Source organism: Asaia sp. As-1742 (assembly GCF_011753235.1).
GTDB classification, from domain to species: domain Bacteria; phylum Pseudomonadota; class Alphaproteobacteria; order Acetobacterales; family Acetobacteraceae; genus Asaia; species Asaia bogorensis_B.
Genome location: NZ_VWWA01000004.1, coordinates 242,667 through 265,051 on the forward strand (window position 1 = coordinate 242,667; position 22,385 = coordinate 265,051).

A 22,385-nucleotide genomic window follows, 5' to 3' on the forward strand; every position below is an offset into this window, starting at 1 on the left:
TCGCTCGCACCGCGCGGCGGCACTCTCAACGTGGCGCGGAAAACAGGTTCCAGCAGAGGATACCCGCCCATCATGACCCGTGATTTCACCTTCAAGGTCAAAAGCCTCCGGTTTGACGAAAACTATGCGCCGGCTCCCGGTACGCGGCTGACCACCAATTTCGCCAATCTCGCGAGAGGTGAATCCCGTCAGGAAAACCTGCGGGCGGCGCTGCACATGATCGATCATCGCTTCAACGATCTCGCTCGATGGGACAACCCTGAGGGTCATCGCTATGCGCTCGAACTCGATATCGTCTCCATCGATATGGATATCACCGGGTCCGGTGAGAGCTTTCCTGCCATCGAGCTTCTCAGGACCACGATCATCGACCGGACCAGTGGCAAGCGCATCGAGGGCATCGTAGGCAATAATTTCTCATCCTATGTGCGCGACTATGATTTCAGCGTACTCCTGCCCGAGCATAATCGCGGACGTGACGGTTTTTCCGTTCCCGATGATTTCGGCGTTCTGCATGGCAGGATCTTCAAGGCTTTCATCGCCTCGGAGGTCTACACGGCCCATTTCACGAAGCCTCCCGTGATCTGCCTGAGCGTTTCTGAAAACAAGATCTATACCCGCACCACCAATGCGCATCCCGTGCTGGGCGTGGAATACACACCAAACGAGACCTCACTGACCGAAAGCTATTTTGGCAAGATGGGGATGCAGGTGCGCTATTTCATGCCGCCCGGATGCGTCGCGCCCCTCGCCTTCTATTTCTCTGGCGATCTGCTCAATGATTATACGCCTCTCGAACTGATCAGCACGATCAGCACGATGGAGACTTTCCAGCGTATCTATCGCCCGGAAATCTACAACGCGAACTCGGCTGCCGCCTCACGCTACAAGCCCAGCCTGCGCCAGAACGATTATTCCAACACCCGTGTGGTCTATGACCGCGAGGAGCGCACGCGCCTCGCCATCGAGCAGGGACGATTTGCAGGCGAGCATTTCATTGCGCCGCACAAAACCCTTCTCGAGCAATGATCCAGCCGCTACGCCGCCTGAGCCCTTCATTCTGCATCACTATGCCGCCCCTGCGGGCTATCCCTCTGCCCCCCCCCCTGCGAAGAGTCATATTTCATGAAGAAGCTTCTCCCCACTGCGACTGCTGGCAGCCTGCCAAAGCCCTCATGGCTTGCCGAGCCCGAAAAGCTCTGGTCCCCCTGGAAAATGGACGGCGAGGCTCTGGTTGAGGCCAAACAGGATGCGCTTCGCGTCTCGCTGCTTGAGCAGCAGGTGGCAGGCGTCGATATCGTCAGCGACGGCGAGCAGACACGCCAGCATTTTGTAACCACCTTCATCGAGCATCTCGCCGGTGTCGATTTCGAGAAGCGCGAGACCGTCACCATTCGCAACCGCTACGAAGCCAGCGTACCCACGGTCGTGAGCGCGGTCGCGCGTGAGAAGCCGGTTTTTGTCGAGGATGCAAAATTCCTGCGTCAGCAGACCAAGGCGCCAATCAAATGGGCACTGCCTGGCCCCATGACCATGATCGACACGCTGTATGACGCGCACTACAAAAGCCGCGAGAAACTGGCCTGGGAATTTGCCGCCATTCTCAATGCCGAAGCCCGTGAGCTGGAGCAGGCCGGTGTGGATATCATCCAGTTCGATGAGCCAGCCTTCAACGTGTTTTTCGACGAGGTCAATGACTGGGGCATTGCCACGCTGGAGCGCGCCATAGAAGGGCTGAAATGCCAGACCGCCGTCCATATCTGCTACGGCTATGGCATCAAGGCCAATACAGACTGGAAAAAGACGCTGGGCCATGAATGGCGCCAGTACGAGCGCACCTTCCCGAAGCTGCAGGCCTCGAACATCGATCTCGTGTCGCTGGAGTGCCAGAACTCCCATGTGCCGATGGAACTGATCGAATTGCTGCGTGGCAAGAAGGTGATGGTCGGAGCCATCGATGTCGCAAGCAACCGCATCGAAACCCCGGAAGAAGTTGCGGATACCCTGCGCAAGGCGCTCCAGTTTGTTGATGCCGAAAATCTCTGCCCCTGCACGAATTGCGGCATGGCGCCCCTTTCACGCAACGTGGCCAGAGGCAAACTTCAGGCTCTCGCCGCCGGTGCCGAGATCGTCCGTCGCGAGCTGACCTGCGCCTGATCCCACCCTCTCGACAATGAGCGAGACGATGCCGGTTGGCCGCAAAAGCTGACCGGCCTGTTTTTCAGGATTCGGCCCCAATGGCGGCAGGGCCGCATTTTCCGCGTTCATTAAACGAAGATTCGGCAGAGATCATGACAGAAGCCCCCCTGAAGCACAGTCCTGACATCAAGGCCCAAAACAGCCTCGATCCAAAAGCCCTGCGCGCCTGCTGTGGGCAGTTCGCGACCGGCGTCACGGTTGTGACGACACGCACAGAGGAGGGCGATCACGGCATGATGGTCAGTGCTTTCATGTCGGTCTCGCTCGACCCCCCCCCTGATTGGTGTCTGTGTTGGTACGCGTTCCACTCTTCTGGCGCGGGTCCGCCATGCTGGTCGGTTTGCCGTCAGTGTCCTCGCGCAGGATATGGAGGCCCATGCCATGCATTTTGCGGGACGACGCAACGACACATTGCAGGATCTGTTCGAGCCGTGCGACGGCTTGCCGGTTCTGAAAGGCGCAGGGGCGGTCTTCACAACGGATCTCGTGCAGCAGGTAACGACGGGAGATCATGTCATACTGATCGGTCAGGTATGCAGCATGGCCCATGACAAGGCCGCACGCCCGCTCCTGCATCATGCCGGGCAGTTCAAATCCATCGCCTCTCCAGATTCATGCAGCCCTGAACGACAACACAGGGCATGATCCCCATAACGGGCAGGGGGATGTGATGGCGGTACAATCACCGGGGAAAACGGACGGGGCACACGACCCGGATCGGCTCTGGCGCTTTTCGCTCGAGGTCACGACCAGGGATCTGCCATCCCTGAAAGGCATGATGTCATCGGGAGCATCACCCCTGGGGCCAGTCACACCTGTCATGATCCCTCATCTGGCCAATGACACGCAAGCAGCGCGTCTGAAGGCCGTCGGCACCATCAGGACGCTTGGTCTGCTCCCTGTGCCGCATTTCTCTGCCCGACGCCTTCCCTCGAAAGCGGCCTGCGAGACCCTGCTGGCGCAGATGGTGACCGAGGCCGGGATTGAGCGATGCTTTATTGTCGCAGGGGACCCGTCCGAGCCTGCAGGCCCTTTTGCCGACAGCGCTGCCCTGCTGGCAACCGGCCTGTTCGAGGAGGCTGGGATCAGGGTTGTCGGTGTCGGGGGATATCCGGAAGGCCATCCCCTCATGACGCCTGAACAAGGCTGGACGGTGTTGCAGCATAAATGCCGCGATATCGAGGCACGGGGCATGACGCCGGAAATTGTCACGCAATTCGGCTTCGATGCTCAGGCCATCACGACATGGCTCATTCGCCTGCGTGAACGTGGGATCACATGCCACGTCAGAATAGGCGTTCCGGGACCTGCGTCGATCGCCTCCCTGCTGCGTTTTGCCGCACGCTGCGGGGTAGGCGCCTCTGCTTCCGTACTTTCCCGATATGGCATATCGCTTGGCAAGTTACTGGGAAGCGCCGGACCGGACCAGCTGATCACGCAGCTTGAAGAGCAGCTGGCCGACGCGCATGGCCCGGTCAGCCTGCATTTCTACCCGTTCGGTAATCTCGGGCGCACCATGGACTGGATTGGCCAGCGCATCGGCAAAGGGTGATGGATCCCAGAACCGCCATGACCATCGCCCGGTGATCGCTGCTGACAGCGATCCCGTGCAACAGGGGCGCTGTCTGGCTCAGCCGTTACGTGACGAGGCAAAGGATCCCGGGCTTGCGGGAAAGACCACCGTGCTGCGGCCGTTGAGAAACACACGTCTGTGAGCATGGGCATGGATTGCGCGTGCCAGCACCTGACTTTCCACATCACGTCCCAGCGTGACGTAGTCTTCAGGTGACTGGTTGTGCGATACGCGAATGATGTCCTGCTCGATAATCGGCCCCTCATCGAGTTCCGCCGTGACATAATGCGCGGTCGCACCGATCAGCTTGACGCCACGCGCATGAGCCTGATGGTAGGGATGAGCGCCCTTGAAACTGGGCAGGAAGGAGTGATGGATGTTGATCGTGCGCCCTGACAGGGCCTGACACATCTCATCAGACAGAACCTGCATATAGCGCGCCAGCACCACAAGCTGCGCCCCGCTGTCGCGAATGATGGCAAGCTGCTGCGCTTCGGCCTCGGGTTTGTTTTCCTTCGTCACCCGGATGTAATGGAAGGGTATGTCGTGGTTGACCACCAGCTTCTGAAAATCCAGATGATTGGAAATTACCGCAACGATATTGATTGGCAGGGCCCCGATACGGGTGCGATAGAGCAGATCGTTCAGGCAATGGCCGAACCGTGACACCATGATCACGACATTCAGCCGCTCATTTTCGTCATGGAAGGTGGCGGTCATGCCGTATTGCGCGGCGATCGGGGCGAAATCGCGCTGCAATTCCTCAAGGCTCGTATTCGCCTCGGCCAGAAAACTGGTCCGCATGAAAAAGCGGTTCGATTCGACGTCGTCAAACTGTGAGCTATCGCGGATATTGCAGTCTTTTCCCGCGAGATAACCCGAGATTACAGCCACAATTCCACGACGTGCCTCGCACGTTACCGTAACGCAATAACGGCCCATCCTCTTCCCCCTGTCCATCGCCGGCATGTCGCTGATTCATCGCCGAGGCATGATATCCCCAGCCTGCACCCTGACCGGCCGCACGGTTTATCACAACCGCCTTTATCCCGGCGGGACGTAGCAGCTTCATGCGACCGTGCCTACAGCAAGCCATAGCCTGCTAGACTGTGACGCGCCCTGCCCTTTTCGCGCCAGCGGTCAGGCTGATTTGAGGTGAAAGCAGGTAATTTCGGACGGTCTGCCAAGGCGGAGTGCGAAGCCGGGCCAGATACCGGTGCCGTTGCTCACGTAAAGCGTCATGGCACCAATTTCGTAGCGGCGGGAAACAAAACCGTTATTGCCACGCGCCACCATGCGGTCCAGACCATAGATCATCCCGCCATGCGTATGGCCCGAAAGCTGAAGCGCCACGCCCTGAGTAGCCGCCTGACGCGCGCCGCCGGGCTGATGATCGAGCAGAATGACAGGCGCGCCTTCAGGACGTCCTGCCAGCGCCGCCGCCAGATCGGGCCTGGCCTCACCATGACCGGCTGCGGAGTGATCTGTCACACCCGCAAACACCAGCGACGCCCCGTCGCGGGTGATGAGTCGATGCGTGTTGAGCAGCATGTGAAAGCCAAGCGTGCCGATATGCTGCATCCACTCGCGATAATCGAAAAAATATTCATGGTTACCCGGACAGGCCATCAGCCCGTCAGGGGCCACAAGCTGCGCGAGCGGTGCAACGTCGTCGCGACGCATGGCTACCGATCCATCGATAAAATCCCCGGTCACGACGATCAGATCTGCACCGATGGCATTGGTGCGTGACACCACCTCCTCGGCCCAGCGACGCGGGAAAACTCGGGTGATGTGCAGGTCGGTCAGCTGGGCAATGCGATAGCCGTCAAAAGCAGGGTCGAGCCCCGCGATGCTGACTGTCTCATGCCTGACCGGCGGTACACGCACGGCATTCCACACTCCCAGCGCCGACAGCAAGGCGGCCAGCCCACCGATTGCGACGCGCGGGGTCGTACCGATCACGATGCCATGCCACTGCACCAATGCCACCAGAGCCGCGACAATATCGACCATGATTTGCCCGACGGTCACGAACATCAGGGCGCCGAACGCCCAGTTGAACAGGATGACCACAGGGCGCGGCATTTCCGGCGCAAAGACAGAGCCGGAAGAAAGGCGGCTCCACTGGTGAAAGAGCGCCGCTCCAACGATCAGGATGATCGCAACCAGTTTGACGGGAAGTGCCAGAGGAAGCGGCCAGAGCCAGTTCAGAATGACAACGACGAAAAGCGTACCGAAAATGAATGGGCGCAAGAGACAGATGATCCTGAAAATGAGGCCGTAACAGGCAACGCTCCTGCAAGGCAAACGGTTTTCCCTGTGCCGCGCTACTTTTAGGACCATCGGGAAAGGCGCGTTGAAAAACCCCTCTGCTTTTGCAGAGGGGTGCGGTTGCATCAGAAATGCACGCCGATATTGAGCTGGAAGCTGCGCCCGATAAAGGCCTCGTAATAACGGTTGGTATCATAGATGCCCGGGTCTTTCGGCAGGGCATCGGTGATGTTGTTGATGACGAAATTAGCGGCAAGATTCTTGGTTATTTCATACGCCAGGGAGAGATTGAAATAGGCGAATGAAGGACGCTTGTTATCCTGATAACGCGTGGCCGGTACCTGCACCGCGTACTGGGTCGGCCCATACCAGAGCGTCTGCCACTGGGCCGAGAACGGACCGCGCATGTAGTTCAGGTTGAGCGTGAAGTTGTCATTGGGTGCGTCTGTCGTTCCCGAGAGGAAATAGGTGCTGCCCAGATAGGTGTTCTGGCTCTTGAGATAGTGAACGTAGTTGCCGCTCAGATCGATTTCACCGGCACCGTCACCCAGCCCGAAACGCGACAGGGGAGCGTAGTAGTCGAAGGTTGCCTGCAAAGCCTGCGTCTCATAGCTGGCAATATTGTAATAGCCTGCGCTGAAGGTCGAGAGCTGACCGGAGGAGTCACGTGTGAAGGTATTGCAGAAGGCATTGGACGGGTAGCTGGACGAGTCATAGCAGGCATTCATCAGATCCTGCGCGCCCAGAGAGGTGATGGCGTTTTTCACCTTCACGTCTACAAAAGACGCCTTCATGTCGAGGCCACGCACGAAATGCGGCCGGAATTCGAGGCTGCCCGTATAGCTCTTTGAGGTTTCATTCTTGAGGTTGCTATTGCCGCCTGCGCTGCCCGGAATAGTGTAGAAATTGAAGTTGGAGGTGAAGGGTTGGGTGATGCCTGCCTTGGCGCAGTTTGCCGCACGAATGGCCGGGTTGGGGCCGGAACCAATGCCTGCGTCGGAGCACGGATCAACGCCTGTTTCGTAATCGGTGGAGCGGGGCGAAAACAGTTCCGTCACGGAGGGATTACGCACTGACTGGGCATAATTGCCGCTCAGGCCGAAATCCTCGGTCGGCCACCAGGCACCGCCGAACATGTAGGTCCAGTAATTGCCGGTCATGCTGTTATTGATGAAGCGACCATTGGCTGTGGCTGACAGGTTATAGATACCTGGCACGTTCATGGCCGGCGAGACGAAAGGCACGTCCAGCTCGCCGAACGCTTCATGCGTATGATACGCGCCACCCGTGGGCGGAATAGCCGTGCTGTTGCCGTATTACTGATACGTGCCATCACCCTGCGGCCAGCCACGGAAGAACGCGCCCGGATCGAAATGATACCCTTCGCGGCGATGCTCATAGCCGAGATCCCACCGGATATCGCCTGCGGGCAGGCGAAACACCGTTGAACTCAGTTCGGCCTGGATATCGCGCTGGGTATTGTTGTTACGTGAATGGGCATCTGAAATGACATAGTCACGTGCGCCCGGCGTCATCTGGTTATAGCCGAAAGGATTGAGCGGCTCGCAGGTCGAACTGCGCGTGGCGATGGGCGCATTCTGATAGCCCGAAGCGCATACGATATTGCCGCTGGAATCACGCACGGCATTGAGGGCATTGACGAGGTTGGGAATGACGATGGAGGGCGTCCAGGTATCATTCATGTAGCGCGTGTATTCACCGCGCACTTTCCAGTCGAACTTGCGCCCCACTGCATTGAAATCACCGGCAAGGCCGCCCTGGAAGCGGTACATCTGCACCTTCGTGCGATAGAGGCCCGCGTCGAGGTCCTGATTCAGACGGTTCAGATAGAAGGTGTCTGTCGGCTGGCCATTGGCAGCGAGGGCATTCTTTATCGTCTGCTGCTCGGCGCTGGTCAGATAGGGATTGCTCGTGCTCAGCGCATAGGCGCCATTGACGACATCGTTGGTGTAATAGCTGCTGCTCATCGGGCCAGCCGTATTGAGCGTCAGGGGATTGTCGAACTGGGTTGTGCTCCATGTGCCCTGACCCACCTGGCTTTCGGCGCTGCCACGGGCATACCAGCCCTGCCACGTGGCATGGATGTGCCGGGTAATGTCGTAATGCCCGAGCAGCGTCAGGTTCAGCTTGTCATTGGGGGCGATCAGCTGATTGTAGTCCTGCAGGGCGATACCATTCCCGCCGATACCGTGCGTGGTGTCTCCCTTGAGATAGGCATTCGCCTGAAGCGGAATGAGCGACTGGCCATTCTGGCTGAACATGAGCGGCATATTGGCGGCATTGGCCACGGCGTTATTAGCCTGACCGGCCAGCGCGGCTCCAGCAGACCCCGCATAGACCGGGAGATTCCCATAATCACCGGTGATCATGGGAATACCGGTCACGGAGTTCTGGATGAACCGTGAGCCAGCGCCCAATACATAGGTATAGGGCGAGCTCTGCCCGAGTGGCACGCGATGATAAAGCACCGCGTCACGCCCGAACACATCAGGCCGGTCATTGGCGACCATACCGCCCTGGTTGCGGTACTCCACATCAAAGACCATGCCGCCCTTGTCGTGGTCGAAATTGCGGCCCGCCTTGAAGGTCAGCTTCTCACCCGGTGCATCGAGCTTTTGCGACCAGTTGCCCTGGGCATTGAAATCGACACCGGTGAATCGGTCATCGAGCGTATAGTTCATCACGCCCGCCACGGCGTCGGCACCATAGGCCGCGCCCGCGCCGCCAAGGCGCGTATCGATACCCTTGATGAGCGAGGTCGGAATCGTGCTCACATCCACCTGCGAGCCCGAGCCAGCACCATAGATCGAGGCCGTCGCGCCACCGCCCATACGCATGCCATCGATCAGGGTCAGCGTACGCTGGGCGCCCAGATTGAGGAGGCCGATAAAGGACTGACCAGCCCCGAAGCTGCCCTGGTTACCGATGGTGGAATTCCCACCCTGGCTGATTGCCGGATTTTCACGAAGCAGGGCCGTGCCAAGGTCGTAATATCCTCGGCGTCGGATCTGCTCCCCACCCAAGGTCGATCCTGCCATGACATTCGTCAGGCGCGATTGTGACAGGCGCGTGCCGGTGACGATGATGGTCTCTTTCTGCGGCGAGGAATCCGCCGTTTCCACGCCACTTGAGAAAGGCAGGGCAGGCTGGGCGGCAGCACTCGACGCGCCGTTTTGCGGTGCCGTGCCTGCACCGGTTACCGCAGCGCTGCCACCGGCGCTCCCTGCCGCCACGCCCACCTTCGAGGGCGTTGCCCTGGCCGTTGCATGAGCCGGTTTCTTCGTTGCGTGAGATGATCGACGCGCGGTGGTCTTCTTGTGCGCGGTCCCCGCCCCCTGAGCGATGGTCTGGGCAAGGCCCTCTGCCGGCGCAGCAAACACTGTGCAGAACAGGGCAACCATCAATGTGCTCTGCCGCAAGCCCCTGTGACGATAAGGCAATGTTACCCGGCGCACCATCGTGAGACTCCCGTCAATATGTTTCGTAAAATTAACGATACACACCGTAAGGAAATTTTTCCGGTTTGGTATCTATAACGAAACGATAACGAAAATTGGTTGCGATCGTTGTTTTTTCGCAACATAGCGTTACTGCTCGCGCTGCGATGACAGTCAACACCCATCAAACAACGGTAGAAATCCCATCTGACATGTGAATAACCATGCGATTGGGCGATAACGCGCTGATAACGCTTGGCGACCCGGATCAGGAAGTAATGCGCTCCTCTGCGTGTCTGGTCGTCCTGTCAGTCAGCCAGCGCCTTTTCGAGGGTGGCCTGAACATGCAGGGCTGTCGTATCGAAAAGCGGCACCGTGCAATCCTCAGCCCCGACAAGCAGCATGATTTCCGTGCATCCCAGAATGATCGCCTCAGCACCCGAAGCGACAAGGCGGGCCATGATGGCGCGATAAAGCGCGCGGGATGACGGGCTGATCTGCCCGGCCACGAGCTCGTCATAGATGATACGATGCACGTCCATGCGGTCCCGTTCGTCGGGAATGATCACCTCCAGACCATAACGCTCGGTCAGTCGCTTCCTGTAGAAATCCTGCTCCATGGTAAAGCGCGTGCCCAACAGCCCGATGCGGCGAAAGCCGCTTTGCCTGATCTGTTCGCCGGTGGCGTCAGCGATATGCAGGATGGGAATCGATAGTTGCGCCTGCACCGCATCCGCCACGCAGTGCATGGTGTTCGTACAGATAACCAGATCATCCGCTCCCGCCTTTTCCAGATGACGCGCGGCCTCAATCAGACGCTCGGTCAGAACATCCCATGCGCCACGATGCTGGAGATCCTTGATCTCGGCGAAGTCGAATGACCACAAAAGACAGCGTGCAGACGAGGCTGGACCAAGCCTGTCACGCACACCTTCATTGAGCAGACGATAATACATGGCCGAGCTCTCCCAGCTCATACCGCCCAGAAGCCCGATCATTCTCATCGTGTATCCCCACTCTTTGCTTTGTCGTGACCAGCGCTTCACCCTATAGCGTCAGCAGAAGGGGCGTTCCAATCCGGTAACGCTTTCTGGGCCAGATGCAAAAATGTTCCACTTCTTTGCCGTTACGGCATCGCGCAAGCGACACACTTCCCCCGGCATCCCCCTTGCTAGCACGGATTATGTATCGACATCGGAACAGACAGGTGTGCGACATGTTTCCTTGCCCCCGCTGTTCTGACCGCCGCGCTTCGCAACGGGATCAGGCAGAAAGCCTCGGGTGTCAGATATCTGAACATATGGTCAGATTTTACTTGCAGCGCGCATCATCCCGACCGTAACGTTCGTTTTACGGAACAAACAGAACCGGATTCTCCCATGCGCCCTGATATTGCCTGTGGTCGCCTGCCCCAAGATATTCTGGCGCGAAATTTCGCGGATGCCCATCCGGGACTGACCCCCGAACAGGCAGCGCTGGAAGCCGATCGATGTTTCTATTGTTATGACGCGCCCTGTATCGAGGCCTGTCCGACCGATATCGACATTCCGCGCTTCATCAAGGCCATTGCCTCGCGGAACACGGCCGGTGCGGCCAGGACCATCCTGCAATCAAACATCCTCGGAGGCTCTTGCGCCCGCGTCTGCCCGACCGAGATCCTGTGCGAACAGAAATGTGTGCACACCGCCATCGAAACCCATAAACCTGTTCGCATCGGCGCCCTGCAGCGCTACGCCACAGACTGGCAGATGGCCCAGGACACCCACCCTTTCACACGCGCCACCCCGACGGGGCGACATATCGCTATCGTGGGCGCGGGTCCTGCAGGTCTCGCCTGTGCTCATCGTCTGGCCATGCACGGTCATGAGGTAACGCTGTTCGACCGGCACGAAAAGGCGGGCGGCCTGAATGAATATGGTGTTGCCGCCTACAAGCTGGCGGATGATTTTGCCCAGAAGGAAATCGATTTCCTGATGGCAATCGGCGGCATTCATTATCAGGGACGGGCCATTCTGGGCGAAACGATCCACCTCGCCACGTTGCGACAGGATTACGACGCCGTCTTTCTGGCAATCGGCCTGTCCGGCGTGCGGGCCCTTGGCCTCCCCGGCGAGACCATGCCTGGCGTCAAGGATGCCGTGGCATTCATCGAACATCTGCGCTCCCACCCGCTGGCCTCGGTGCAGGTCGGGCGCCGTGTTGTCGTGATCGGTGGAGGCAACACGGCCATCGACGCCGCCGTACAGGCGAAACGCCTCGGCGCCGAAGAAGTCACGCTGGTTTATCGTCGGGGTGAGCCCACCATGTCGGCCACCGAAGTCGAGCGCGAGTGGGCGCAGACCAACGGGGTCACGCTCCGGCTCTGGGCCGCACCAACCCGGCTGGAATTCGACAATGGGGCCCTCACCGGCGTGACATTCAGACGCACTGACGCAGCCGCAGAGGCGTCGACAGGCCCCACTGCACCCCCCGTCGACTTCACGATTGCCGCAGATATGGTGCTCAAGGCCATCGGACAGGTTTTTGTTCCTGACCCGGTTTTGCAGGATCAGATCCTGATCGAGAATGGCCGCCTGGTAGTGGACGAAAAAGGCCGCACCACACTGGCTGGCGTCTATGCTGGCGGCGACTGCACGGCAGGTGAAGATCTCACCGTGGCTGCCGTACGCGACGGGCGCGAGGCGGCACAGGCCATTCACTGCGACCTGACCCCTGACGATCTTTCCCTCTCCTGCACAGGAGCTCTCTGATCATGGCCGATCTGCGCACCAGTTTTGCCGGCATCACCTCACCCAACCCGTTCTGGCTGGCCTCAGCCCCACCCACCGACAAGGAATATAATGTCCGTCGCGCCTATGAAGCGGGATGGGGCGGCGTGGTGTGGAAAACGCTCGGAGAAGACCCGCCGGTAGTCAATCTCAGCTCGCGTTACGGCGCCCTTCAGTTCGAGGGCAAGCGTCTTATGGGGCTCAATAATATCGAGCTGATTTCCGACAGGCCGCTGGCGACCAACATTGCCGAGATCAAGCGCGTGAAGCGTGATTTCCCGGACCGGGCGCTCATCGTCAGCCTTATGGTGCCGTGCGAGGAGCATCGCTGGAAGGCCATTCTGCCGCTTATCGAGGAAACGGGGGCGGACGGAATCGAGCTGAATTTCGGCTGTCCGCATGGCATGTCCGAGCGCAATATGGGCTCTGCCGTGGGGCAGGTGCCTGAATATGTCGAGATGGTCACGCGCTGGTGCAAGCAGAACACGCGCATGCCGGTCATCGTCAAACTGACCCCCAATGTCACCAATATCCTCATGCCCGCACGCGCTGCCCGTCGTGGCGGAGCCGATGCGGTGTCGCTCATCAACACCATCCAGTCGGTCATCGGAGTCGATCTGGACGCCATGGCCCCCATGCCGGTCGTGGGGGGCAAGGGCACGCATGGCGGCTATTGCGGCCCGGCGGTCAAGCCCATCGCCCTGCGCATGATTGGCGAGATTGCCCGCGATCCCGAAATGGCGGGAATACCCATCTCGGGCATGGGGGGCATCAGCAACTGGCGGGACTCCGCCGAATTCCTCGCCATGGGGTCGAGTGCGCTTCAGGTTTGCACGGCGGCCATGCATTACGGATTCCGTATCGTCGAGGACATGATCGACGGGCTCTCGAACTGGATGGACAGCAAGGATTACGCGACCCTGCCCGATCTGAGCGGGCGGGCCGTGTCGCGCTTCGTGCCCTGGAACCAGCTCAACATGAAGTTCCGCACCATCGCGCAAATCGATCAGGAAAGCTGTGTGGGGTGTGGACTGTGCCATATCGCCTGTGAGGACACCTCGCATCAGGCCATCGCCAAAAGCACCGGGCCGAACCGTCGCGAATACAGCGTGATCGTGGACGAATGTGTGGGCTGCAATCTCTGCGCCCATGTCTGCCCGGTGGATGATTGCATCACCATGATACCGCAGCCTGTTGACGGCGAGATGACTTGGCTCGACCATCCCTCCAATCCGCATCGTCTCTCCGCCTGAAAGGATCACCCGCCGCATGAGCAATATCCGTATCGATGGCCGCGCCCTCTGGGCCGATCTCATGGAAACTGCGCGTTTTGGCGGGACCGCCAAGGGGGGAATCAAGCGCCTGACCCTGACGGAAGAGGACCGTCAGGTACGTGACTGGTTTGCTGCCACCTGCACGGCGCTCGGCTGCACGGTTACGGTCGATCGACTGGGTAACATGTTCGCCCGTCTTGAGGGGCAGGATAGCAGCCTGCCGCCCCTGACCATGGGGAGCCATCTCGACACCCAGCCCACAGGCGGCAAGTTCGACGGAATTCTGGGTGTGCTGGGCGGCTTGGCCGTGCTGCGTGCATTGCGCGAAGCCGGGCATGTGTTGCGTCACCCCGTCGAGCTTATCAACTGGACCAATGAAGAAGGCTCGCGGTTTTCTCCCCCCATGATGTGCTCCGGCGCGTTTGCAGGCGTTTTTACGGAGGAGGAGATTCTCGACAAGCGTGACCGCGCCGGCGAACGTTTTGGCGACGCACTGGAAGCGATTGGTTACCGTGGCACGCAGCAATGCGGCGATCACCCGGTCGCCGCCTATTTCGAGCTCCATATTGAACAGGGGCCGATCCTCGAGGTCGAAAATCGGGTCATCGGCGCCGTAACCGGCGTGCAGGGGATGCGCTGGTATGAGGTCACGGTAACAGGCCGCGATGCCCATGCAGGCTCAACCCCCATGACCATGCGCGCCGACACGCTTCTGGCGGCTGCACGCATGATCAGTGCCGTATCGGATGTCGCCACGGCTCATGCACCCAAAGGTCTTGGTACTGTCGGCCTGATCGAGAACCGGCCGAACAGCCATAATGTCGTACCGGGAGAAACCTTCTTCACCATCGATCTGCGCCATCCTGAAGATGCAACGCTTGCCGTGATGGAGCAGGAAATGAAGCAGGCTCTCACCAATCTTGCCGAGCAGGCCGGGGTGGAACTTGCCCTGCGCCAGATCTGGGATGCCCCTGCCGTCCCGTTCGACCGACGCTGCATCGGCATGGTGTCTGACGCCGCGCGTGATGCCGGATTCGAGGCAATGGAAATTGTGTCCGGCCCCGGCCATGATGCCGCCTATACGGCGCGCGTGACCCCAACCGCCATGATTTTCGTCCCCTGTCGTGACGGGTTGAGCCATAACGAAGCCGAAAGCATTACCGAAGCCGAGGCCGAAGCCGGTGCAAATGTGCTGCTGGGCGCCCTGCTGCGCGCCGACAAGGTCTTTTGAGACCAGGTCAGCCCGCAAGACAGGATCCCGACGGCTCAAGAAGCAGGAGACAGGACGGAATGACCGATAATACTGTGCCCCTCGCCGGAAGGATCCTGCCCCATAAGGATCACCTCGCCTCTGGTCACCATGACAGCGCAGGCAGTGACCTCGCCCCTCGTGGCTTCAGGGCAAAAGCGTCACCTGACGCCGACACAATCAAAAAGCCCAGAAGACCCAGTGCCCCGCGTCAGGCGATGATGCCCCAGATCCTCAATGCCGCCGAGACGACCTTCGGGACGCGAGGCCTGAATGGCACGCGCCTGGAGGAGATTGCTGCGCTTTGCGACATTCCCAAGGCCAATATCCTCTATTATTTCGGCTCCAAGGAGGAGCTGTACAACGCCACGCTCAAAAGACTTCTTGATGTCTGGCTGGATGATGCCGATCACTGGCTCAGCGCCGATCGTGACCCGATTGAGGGCATGGAAGGCTATCTGCGCGCCAAGATTGCGTTCTCACGCACCCGGCCGGAAGGGTCGCGGCTTTTCGCTCAGGAACTGCGTTCAGGAGGGCAGCGGCTCGAAGGCTTTCTGAAGGACGTGCTCCGCGCCCATGTAGACCGCCATGCCGCGATCTTTCTCGACTGGCAGTCACGGGGGCTCATGACCCCCATAGACCCCACCCATTTCCTGTGCCTGCTCTGGTCTGGAACACAGGCCTACGCAGATATGCAGGTCCAGTTCGAGGCCCTGCTCGACACGGCCCCTCTGGGTGAGCGCGATTATGATACCGCGCTCGAAACCTTCATGATTCTTGTGAGGCCGCTCTTCCCCCGCGGGGGCTGAGACCCGAAAGGCCGAAGTGAAACACGCCGCCGGTCACAAGCCCGATCACCCAGGCGTAGTTCTGCGCACCATGCAGGGCGGGGACGAAGACCACCATGAGCCCCAGCACCACCGATAGCGCCAATGCCAGAACAGCACGCCGATTGACGCCGCCCCGGTACCAGTACGGGCCATCAGGCGCTGTGGAATAAAGACCAGGCAAATCGAGACTGGCTTTTTGCACGTGATAATAATCGACCAGCAGGATGCCCGTAACTGGTGCAATGAACAGGCCGAGAATATCGAGTGTCAGATGAATAAGCTCGGGATGAGCGTAGAGATTCCACGGTGTCAGCAGGATAGCCCCGATTGAGGCAATCAGCCCCCCTTTGCGCCACGAGATGCTGGCAGGGGCAATATTGGAGAAATCGAACGCGGCCGAGACGAAATTGGCCGAGATATTGATCCCGATCGTGGCGGAGACAAGGGTGATCGTCCCGACAAGCATGATGGTCGGACTGTCGAACATCATGATGGTTCCGGCCGGATCCAGGATCAGCCGCCCCAGTGCAGAACGCGCCAGCACGAGTGTGGTCAGAACCAGCATGACAAACGCCATGAAATTGACGGGCAATCCCCAGAAATTGCCCCGACGCACATCAGACATGCTCGTGCCGTAACGGGCAAAATCACCAAAATTGAGAATGATCGGCGAAAAATAGGCCAAGGTCAGGGAGGCCACGCTGAAAACCCCGGCAAGGGCGACCGGCCAGCTGACGACCGACTGGGGCAGCACCGAGAGATGGAAGGCACCGTGCGTGCGCCATAAAAGCGCGATATCGAGCCCGAGAATGACAATATAAATGGCAGGCCCTGCCCAGTCGATGAAGTGCCTGATGGACTCCATTCCTCGCCAGAATACGGCAATCTGCAACAGCCAGACAAAAAGGAACGCACCCCAGCCCAGCAGGGACAGCCCAAGAGCACCATGCAGATGCGAATCCGCATAGCCCATCACACCAGGGTCCATGTGCAGGATGAACAGAACGATCGCATTCGAGGCCAGCCAGGTCTGTATGCCGTACCAGCCGACCGCGATGACGCCACGCACCAGCGCGGGAACGACCGCGCCATACACACCGAAGGCCCCCCGTATGACCACCGGAAACGGCACGCCAGAGCGCAGGCTGGGGACCGCCACCAGATTGCACAGCACATGTACGATGATTACCGCCGTCAGAAGCCCGGACAGCACAGCACTGACCGGCAGCCCCATGGTGAAAAAGCTGCCAATGGTCATGTAACCCGCAACGCTGTGAACATTGGACATCCACAGGAACAGATAGTCTTTCCAGGCCCAGTGCCGCTCCGACACGGGAGCGAGATCCTCATTCGATAACGGCCCAGAGAGCATGTTCACGTGTGCCTGCGTCATCGCCATCCTTTCCGGTCGTCCCGTCATGATCACCCTGTCATGACTGCCCCGCTCTGCCGAGCTTGTCACGACCCTCACGGCATGGCCATCCTGCATGATCCATGCTGGACGCCCGGCGTGCCAGCAATAGATTGACCATCTGGTCAGGCTAGTCTTATGATTTCGGTATTACAACGATATTATGGCTGGTTCTTTTATCCGGGCTTTCTCACAGGAGAACAGTGTCATGCTGCTCATCAAGGGTGGAACGATCGTCACAGCCGAGCGCAGTATGCGCGGTGATGTCCTGTGTGACGATGAAGGCCGGATTGCCGCCACAGGTCCCGATCTGGAACAGCCAACAGATTGTACGCTGGTCGATGCCACTGGTCTGCTGGTCATGCCGGGTGGAATCGACCCCCATACCCATATGGAAATGCCATTCATGGGTACGACCGCGAGCGACGATTTCTACACCGGCACGGCGGCAGGGCTGGCGGGCGGAACGACAAGCATCATTGATTTTGTCATACCCGCAGCCGGGCAGCGCTTGTTCGAGGCGTGGCAGGACTGGCGATGCAAGGCCGAAAAAGCCGCCGCCGATTACGGATTCCATGTCGCGGTCACGCATTGGGACGAACAGGTACACGAGGATATGGGTCGTCTGGTGCAGGAAGGCGGCGTCAACTCCTTCAAGCACTTCATGGCTTATAAAAACGCCCTGATGATTGACGATACCGTCTTTCTGCGCTCCATGAGCCGTGCTGGCGCGCTGGGCGCCCTTTGCACCGTCCACGCTGAAAACGGTGACGCCGTGTCATTCCTTCAGGCGCAGCTTCTCGCCGCGGGCGAAACCGGCCCCCATGCCCATCCGCTGTCACGCCCCGCCGAGGTCGAAGGCGAGGCAGCCCAGCGCGCCATTACCTTGGCGACACTTCAGAACACCCCGCTTTATATCGTGCATGTCTCGACCCGCGAGGCCACGGAAGCCATCGCTGCAGCCCGTCTCAAGGGCATGAAGGTCTATGGCGAGGTACTTCCGCAGCATCTCGTTTTCGATGAGAGCGTCTATCATAATGAGGACTGGCTCTCCGCTGCCCGCCATGTCATGAGCCCGCCCTTTCGCGCCAGATCCCATCAGCACGCCCTGTGGGGCGGGCTGGTTTCGGGGCAGCTACAGACAACCGCCACGGATCATTGCTGCTTTTGTCGCGACCAGAAGGAACGCGGCCGCGATGATTTCACGAAAATCCCCAATGGCGTGCCGGGGATCGAGGAACGCATGAGCGTGCTGTGGCATCACGGGGTTGTCAGTGGTCGCCTGACACCGGAGCAGTTCGTGGCCATCACGTCGACCAACACGGCCCGTATCTTCAATATCTTCCCCAGAAAAGGCTGTATCGCACCGGGGGCAGATGCCGATCTGGTATTGTGGGACCCAACCGCCTCACGCACACTCTCTGCCGCCACCCTGCATCAGAACGTCGATTACACGCTTTATGAAGGCATGACCCTGACCGGCCTTGCGAGAAAAACCATCAGCCAGGGCGAGGTCGTCTGGGATGATGGGACCCTTCGCGCCGTACGCGGCAAAGGCCGTTACGTACCCCGACCCGCTTTCAGCGTCGCCCAGGCGTTCTGACGAAGGCGCATCCGGGGCTTGTCATACCCTGCAATAGCCCTGGGGATGCGCCTCGCGCCAGCGAAAGGCGGTCTCGACAATCGTGTCGAGATCCGACAGCCGCGGTGTCCAGCCTGTATCTGTGCGGAAACTGCCTGAGTCGGCGATCAGTGTTGCCGGATCACCCCCGCGTCGCGGTGCCGCGTCCCACGGCAGCTTGCGACCACTGACGCGCTCGACGGCGCGGATGACTTCGATATTGGAGAATCCGCGCCCGCTACCGATGTTGTAGCGCACGCTGCGATCATCGATGCTGGCGAGCGCACATTCATAGGCGGTCGAGAGATCGCCAACATGCAGGTAATCGCGCACGCATGTGCCATCACGGGTTGGATAGTCGGTACCAAAAACGCTCAGTTGCGGGCGACGCCCCAGGGCAGCGTCGATGGCAATTGGCACAAGATGTGTCTCGGGCCGATGGTCTTCCCCGGCGCGGCCCAGAACATCGGCGCCGGCTGCATTGAAATAGCGCAGGCAGGCGCTACGCAAACCGTGAATGCGGTCAGCCCAGTGCAGGACCCGCTCGATCATGTATTTGCTCTCCCCATAGGGGGAGCCGGGATCGACCGGCGCATTTTCCGGTATCGGGGCATCACGCTCAGGACCGCCAAAAAGCGCAGCCGTCGAGGAGAATACAAGCTTGCGCACATCATGCCTGACCAGCGCGCGAATGAGGTTGAGGGACGAGATATAGTTCTGTTCGAAGTAGCGCAGAGGGTCGGCCATGCTCTCACCGACGAGTGAGATTGCCGCAAAATGCAGGGCTGCATCGAAATCCTGACTGCCAACCACCGCGTCCAGAGCCTGCGCATCCATCATATCGATCTGATGAAGCGCCACACCCGATGGCACGACCGCTAGATGGCCTGTGCTGAGATTATCGACAACAACGACCTCGTGCCCGGCATCCAGCAAGCCAAGCACGGCATGGCTGCCTACAAACCCAGCCCCGCCGGTTACGAGGTAACGCATCTCTCACTCCTCCATTCCGCCCTTGCGCGCCTCGCCTGCATTCGTCGCCCCTGAGGCAGGGTGGATATGGCTCTACCTGATCATTGCCATAAAATATACGAGCACCTGCTGGCACTCATTATTCGTCATCCTGTTCTTTTTCGTTTTTATTATACGAATAGATACAATGACCATTGAGTCTGATGCATCGCGATAAAACTTCGTCCTAATCAATAGAGGCGCAACGGTTCATTTTGCAGCACCATACTCTCATTACCCTGCGATCAGACGCTGAACACATCTCAGCGAGGCAATGTGCCATCCTGCCTCAGAACCACGCCTGCCAGATAGAGACTGCCACAGATCAGCACCCGTGATGGAGGCCCTTCGAAGCGGGGGAGGACCGCTGCGATTGTCGGCCCGGCAACAGCATGACTACCTGAGGCCTCGATGATGGCTTCGACAGGCAGGGCGAGATGCTGGCCCTCTTCTGCCACGGCATGAAGTGTCGTCGCATGACGCTGTACGGGTCGGAGAAAACCCGCGGCATCCTTGCTCTGCTTCATGCCAACAATGACATGCAGCGGACGGTCGGACCAGTCGGCCAACGTGGCCGAGAGCGCTTCGCCAGCATTGGGATTATGCCCGCCATCAAGCCACAACTCCCACCCTGCAGGCAAAAGGGCGGCAAGCCTGCCTTCCAGACGCTGCAATCGGGCGGGCCATTGCGTATGGGCGATTCCGGCCCAGGCCCGGTCAGGCAGGGGGAAGCCGCTGGCCCGCAGGGCGGCCACGGCCAGAGTGGCATTCGCGACCTGATGCACACCCTTCAGCCCCGGTGCCGGCAGCGACAGGACCCCGAGCGGATCCTGATAGGTCAGGGTGCCATCAGGATTACGATCGCAGGTTACATCGCGTCCAACCTCCCACAGCGGGGCCTTGCAGGACGCGGCCTGAGCCTCGATCACCTGTCGTGCCTCATCATGCTGGAGAGCGCATACAACCGGCACACCCGGCTTGATGATACCAGCCTTCTCGGCAGCAATCAGGCCGAGTGTTTCACCCAGAAAGGCCTGATGGTCGAGATCGACCGGCGTGATCACACACACGATCGGGCACGCAACAACATTGGTCGCATCCAGACGACCGCCCAGACCGACTTCGAGAATCGTCAGATCCGCAGGTGTGCGTGCAAACAGCAGCAGACCCGCAGCCGTCAGAACCTCGAACACGGTAATAGGCGCGCCATTATTGATGCGCTCGATTTCCTCGAGTGTCGCAACCAGCGCCTCTTCGGTCACCAGTGTGCCCGCCACGCGAAACCGCTCCGTCACGTCCACCAGATGCGGGCTGGTCATGACATGAACGCGCAGCCCGGCCTCTTCGGCTATGGCGCGCAAGGTGGCGCAGGTACTGCCCTTGCCATTCGTCCCCGCCACATGAATGACGGGCGGCAGCGCGCGTTCAGGGTTGCCCAGCTTGTCGAGCAGGGCGTGCAGTCGGGTGAGGGAGAGATCGATCAGCTTGGGATAAAGCGCCTGCACACGGGCCAGCACGACACCGGTCCGGCCCTCATATTCATCGCTGAGTCTGGCCGGGGCGGCTTGGGTCGTCATGGGTCAATCCGTGTGGGAGCGAAAGAAAAAACCCCGCCCTGTTACGCAGGACGGGGCCAGCAGGGAGCAGAGCCCGTCAGGCTGCTTCAGAAGCAGCAGCAGGCTTGTTCATCATCATGCCAATCAGACGGCCAAGCATGGTCTGAAGCTCGGGACGCGCCACAACCATGTCCACCATGCCGTGGTCACGCAGATACTCGGAACGCTGGAAGCCCTCGGGCAGCTTCTCGCGCACCGTATCCTGAATGACGCGAGGGCCGGTAAAGGCAATCAGCGCCTCGGGTTCGGCAATCTGCACATCGCCCAGCATGGCGAACGAAGCCGAGACACCGCCCGTCGTCGGGTTGGTCAGCACAACGATATAGGGCAGACCGGCATCCTTGAGCATCTCGACGCCAATGGTCGTGCGCGGCATCTGCATGAGCGACAGAACGCCCTCCTGCATGCGGGCACCACCCGAGGCGGTGTAGATCACCAGTGCCGCCTTCTGCAGCACGGCCAGACGGCAGGCCGCGATGAAGGCTTCGCCAAGAGCCGTGCCCATGGTGCCTGCCATGAATTCATAGGCCATGACGGCCACAACGGCATCATGACCACCGATCTTGCCGTGGGCCACAGCCAGGGACTCATCAAGATGGGTCTTGGTCTTGGCGTCCTTCAGGCGGTCGGCATATTTCTTCTGGTCACGAAAGCCGAGCGGATCGCTGGGGACCTTGGGCAGCTCGATCTTGGTGTATTTGCCGTCATCGAAGGTCCACTGAAGGCGCTCATTGGCCAGCGCCTTGCCATGATGGCCGCAATGAGGGCAGACGCGCTGGGCCTTCTCGAGATCCTTGATCAGGATCATCTGCGAGCAGGACTCACAGCTGGTCCACAAATTCTCCGGCACTTCGCGCTGCAGAAGGCCACGGATTTTCGGTCGAACGTATTCGGTCAGCCAGCTCATCTTGATCCTACTTCTCGCCCGATCCGCATGGATTTCCCTGGCGTGCAGGCGTTGCGGTCGAATGGGCAATCGTCATTCAGAGCCCGCTTTTAGCGATTTCTGCGGCGCAATGCCAGTTTCACGAAAAAGGGGTGGCCCCTCCCTGAAAGGCCACCCCCATCGTCACGCGAACTCCCCCCTTGGAGCTGTATGGC

18 protein-coding genes and 1 pseudogene are annotated in these 22,385 nt (G+C 59.7%); 10 read left to right on the top strand and 9 right to left on the bottom strand.

Translation table 11 applies throughout. The annotated features are described in order from the left end of the window. The first annotated feature begins 72 nt into the window (after positions 1-72). The 5 genes and pseudogenes from F3J08_RS08420 (at position 73) to F3J08_RS08435 (ending at position 3,751) form a co-directional block, all read left to right on the top strand. Positions 73-1,029, top strand: a complete 957-nt coding sequence (locus tag F3J08_RS08420; protein WP_166929281.1) for a DUF1852 domain-containing protein — start codon at positions 73-75, stop codon at positions 1,027-1,029. A gap of 96 nt (positions 1,030-1,125) precedes the next feature. Further along, positions 1,126-2,157: a methionine synthase gene (locus F3J08_RS08425; protein WP_166929283.1), complete on the top strand. Its 1,032-nt coding sequence runs from the start codon at positions 1,126-1,128 to the stop codon at positions 2,155-2,157. A 134-nt stretch (positions 2,158-2,291) separates the two neighbouring features. After that, a pseudogene (locus F3J08_RS17540) lies at positions 2,292-2,420 on the top strand (hypothetical protein); the annotation flags it as partial. Between the two features lie 22 nt (positions 2,421-2,442). Next, the gene (locus tag F3J08_RS17160; protein WP_370458692.1) at positions 2,443-2,844 is read left to right on the top strand and encodes a flavin reductase family protein; all 402 of its coding nucleotides are present in this window, start codon (positions 2,443-2,445) and stop codon (positions 2,842-2,844) included. A 25-nt stretch (positions 2,845-2,869) separates the two neighbouring features. Beyond that, a complete protein-coding gene (locus F3J08_RS08435) occupies positions 2,870-3,751 on the top strand; it encodes a methylenetetrahydrofolate reductase (RefSeq protein ID WP_166929514.1) in 882 nt (293 codons plus the stop codon). 78 nt (positions 3,752-3,829) lie between these two features. Here the strand turns inward: F3J08_RS08435 and purU are convergent, their stop codons facing one another. From purU to F3J08_RS08455, 5 genes are all read right to left on the bottom strand, one after another. Beyond that, positions 3,830-4,714, bottom strand: a complete 885-nt coding sequence (gene purU, locus F3J08_RS08440) for a formyltetrahydrofolate deformylase (RefSeq protein WP_023978189.1) — start codon at positions 4,712-4,714, stop codon at positions 3,830-3,832. Positions 4,715-4,912: 198 nt separating this feature from the next. Then, on the bottom strand, positions 4,913-6,028 hold the full coding sequence (locus tag F3J08_RS08445; RefSeq protein ID WP_205206836.1) for a metallophosphoesterase: 1,116 nt from the start codon (positions 6,026-6,028) through the stop codon (positions 4,913-4,915). Positions 6,029-6,171: 143 nt separating this feature from the next. Continuing rightward, a complete protein-coding gene (locus tag F3J08_RS17165; protein ID WP_370458701.1) occupies positions 6,172-7,344 on the bottom strand; it encodes a TonB-dependent receptor domain-containing protein in 1,173 nt (390 codons plus the stop codon). An 18-nt stretch (positions 7,345-7,362) separates the two neighbouring features. Next, on the bottom strand, positions 7,363-9,525 hold the full coding sequence (locus tag F3J08_RS17170) for a TonB-dependent receptor plug domain-containing protein (RefSeq protein WP_240149227.1): 2,163 nt from the start codon (positions 9,523-9,525) through the stop codon (positions 7,363-7,365). A gap of 287 nt (positions 9,526-9,812) precedes the next feature. Next, entirely contained in the window at positions 9,813-10,508 is a 696-nt protein-coding gene (locus F3J08_RS08455; RefSeq protein ID WP_166929287.1) for an aspartate/glutamate racemase family protein, read from the bottom strand. 375 nt (positions 10,509-10,883) lie between these two features. On the opposite strand from F3J08_RS08455, the gene F3J08_RS08460 reads away from it, so the two are divergent. The 4 genes from F3J08_RS08460 to F3J08_RS08475 are packed head-to-tail and all read left to right on the top strand — an operon-like array spanning position 10,884 to position 15,604. Next, complete coding sequence (locus tag F3J08_RS08460; protein ID WP_166929289.1) at positions 10,884-12,254, top strand: NAD(P)-dependent oxidoreductase; 1,371 nt, start codon at positions 10,884-10,886, stop codon at positions 12,252-12,254. Positions 12,255-12,256: 2 nt separating this feature from the next. Then, on the top strand, positions 12,257-13,525 hold the full coding sequence (gene preA, locus F3J08_RS08465; RefSeq protein WP_166929291.1) for an NAD-dependent dihydropyrimidine dehydrogenase subunit PreA: 1,269 nt from the start codon (positions 12,257-12,259) through the stop codon (positions 13,523-13,525). 16 nt (positions 13,526-13,541) lie between these two features. Next, complete coding sequence (locus F3J08_RS08470; RefSeq protein ID WP_166929293.1) at positions 13,542-14,777, top strand: M20 family metallo-hydrolase; 1,236 nt, start codon at positions 13,542-13,544, stop codon at positions 14,775-14,777. 59 nt (positions 14,778-14,836) lie between these two features. Further along, a complete protein-coding gene (locus F3J08_RS08475; protein ID WP_240149228.1) occupies positions 14,837-15,604 on the top strand; it encodes a TetR family transcriptional regulator C-terminal domain-containing protein in 768 nt (255 codons plus the stop codon). Here F3J08_RS08475 and F3J08_RS08480 read toward each other — a convergent pair. Then, on the bottom strand, positions 15,564-17,018 hold the full coding sequence (locus F3J08_RS08480; protein ID WP_166929295.1) for an NCS1 family nucleobase:cation symporter-1: 1,455 nt from the start codon (positions 17,016-17,018) through the stop codon (positions 15,564-15,566). The two genes, F3J08_RS08475 and F3J08_RS08480, sit on opposite strands and share 41 nt — an antisense overlap. A 226-nt stretch (positions 17,019-17,244) precedes the next feature. Between F3J08_RS08480 and hydA the strand changes: the two genes are divergently transcribed. Next, entirely contained in the window at positions 17,245-18,639 is a 1,395-nt protein-coding gene (gene hydA / locus F3J08_RS08485) for a dihydropyrimidinase (protein ID WP_166929518.1), read from the top strand. Positions 18,640-18,660: 21 nt separating this feature from the next. On the opposite strand, the gene galE is transcribed toward hydA, so the two are convergent. From galE to accD, 3 genes are all read right to left on the bottom strand, one after another. Further along, positions 18,661-19,650, bottom strand: a complete 990-nt coding sequence (gene galE, locus F3J08_RS08490) for a UDP-glucose 4-epimerase GalE (protein WP_166929297.1) — start codon at positions 19,648-19,650, stop codon at positions 18,661-18,663. A 281-nt stretch (positions 19,651-19,931) separates the two neighbouring features. Beyond that, positions 19,932-21,245 (bottom strand): folylpolyglutamate synthase/dihydrofolate synthase family protein, encoded by a 1,314-nt coding sequence (locus F3J08_RS08495; RefSeq protein WP_166929299.1) that lies wholly within the window; start codon positions 21,243-21,245, stop codon positions 19,932-19,934. Positions 21,246-21,321: 76 nt separating this feature from the next. Beyond that, positions 21,322-22,191 (bottom strand): acetyl-CoA carboxylase, carboxyltransferase subunit beta, encoded by an 870-nt coding sequence (gene accD / locus F3J08_RS08500; protein WP_062163697.1) that lies wholly within the window; start codon positions 22,189-22,191, stop codon positions 21,322-21,324. Positions 22,192-22,385: the final 194 nt, after the last annotated feature.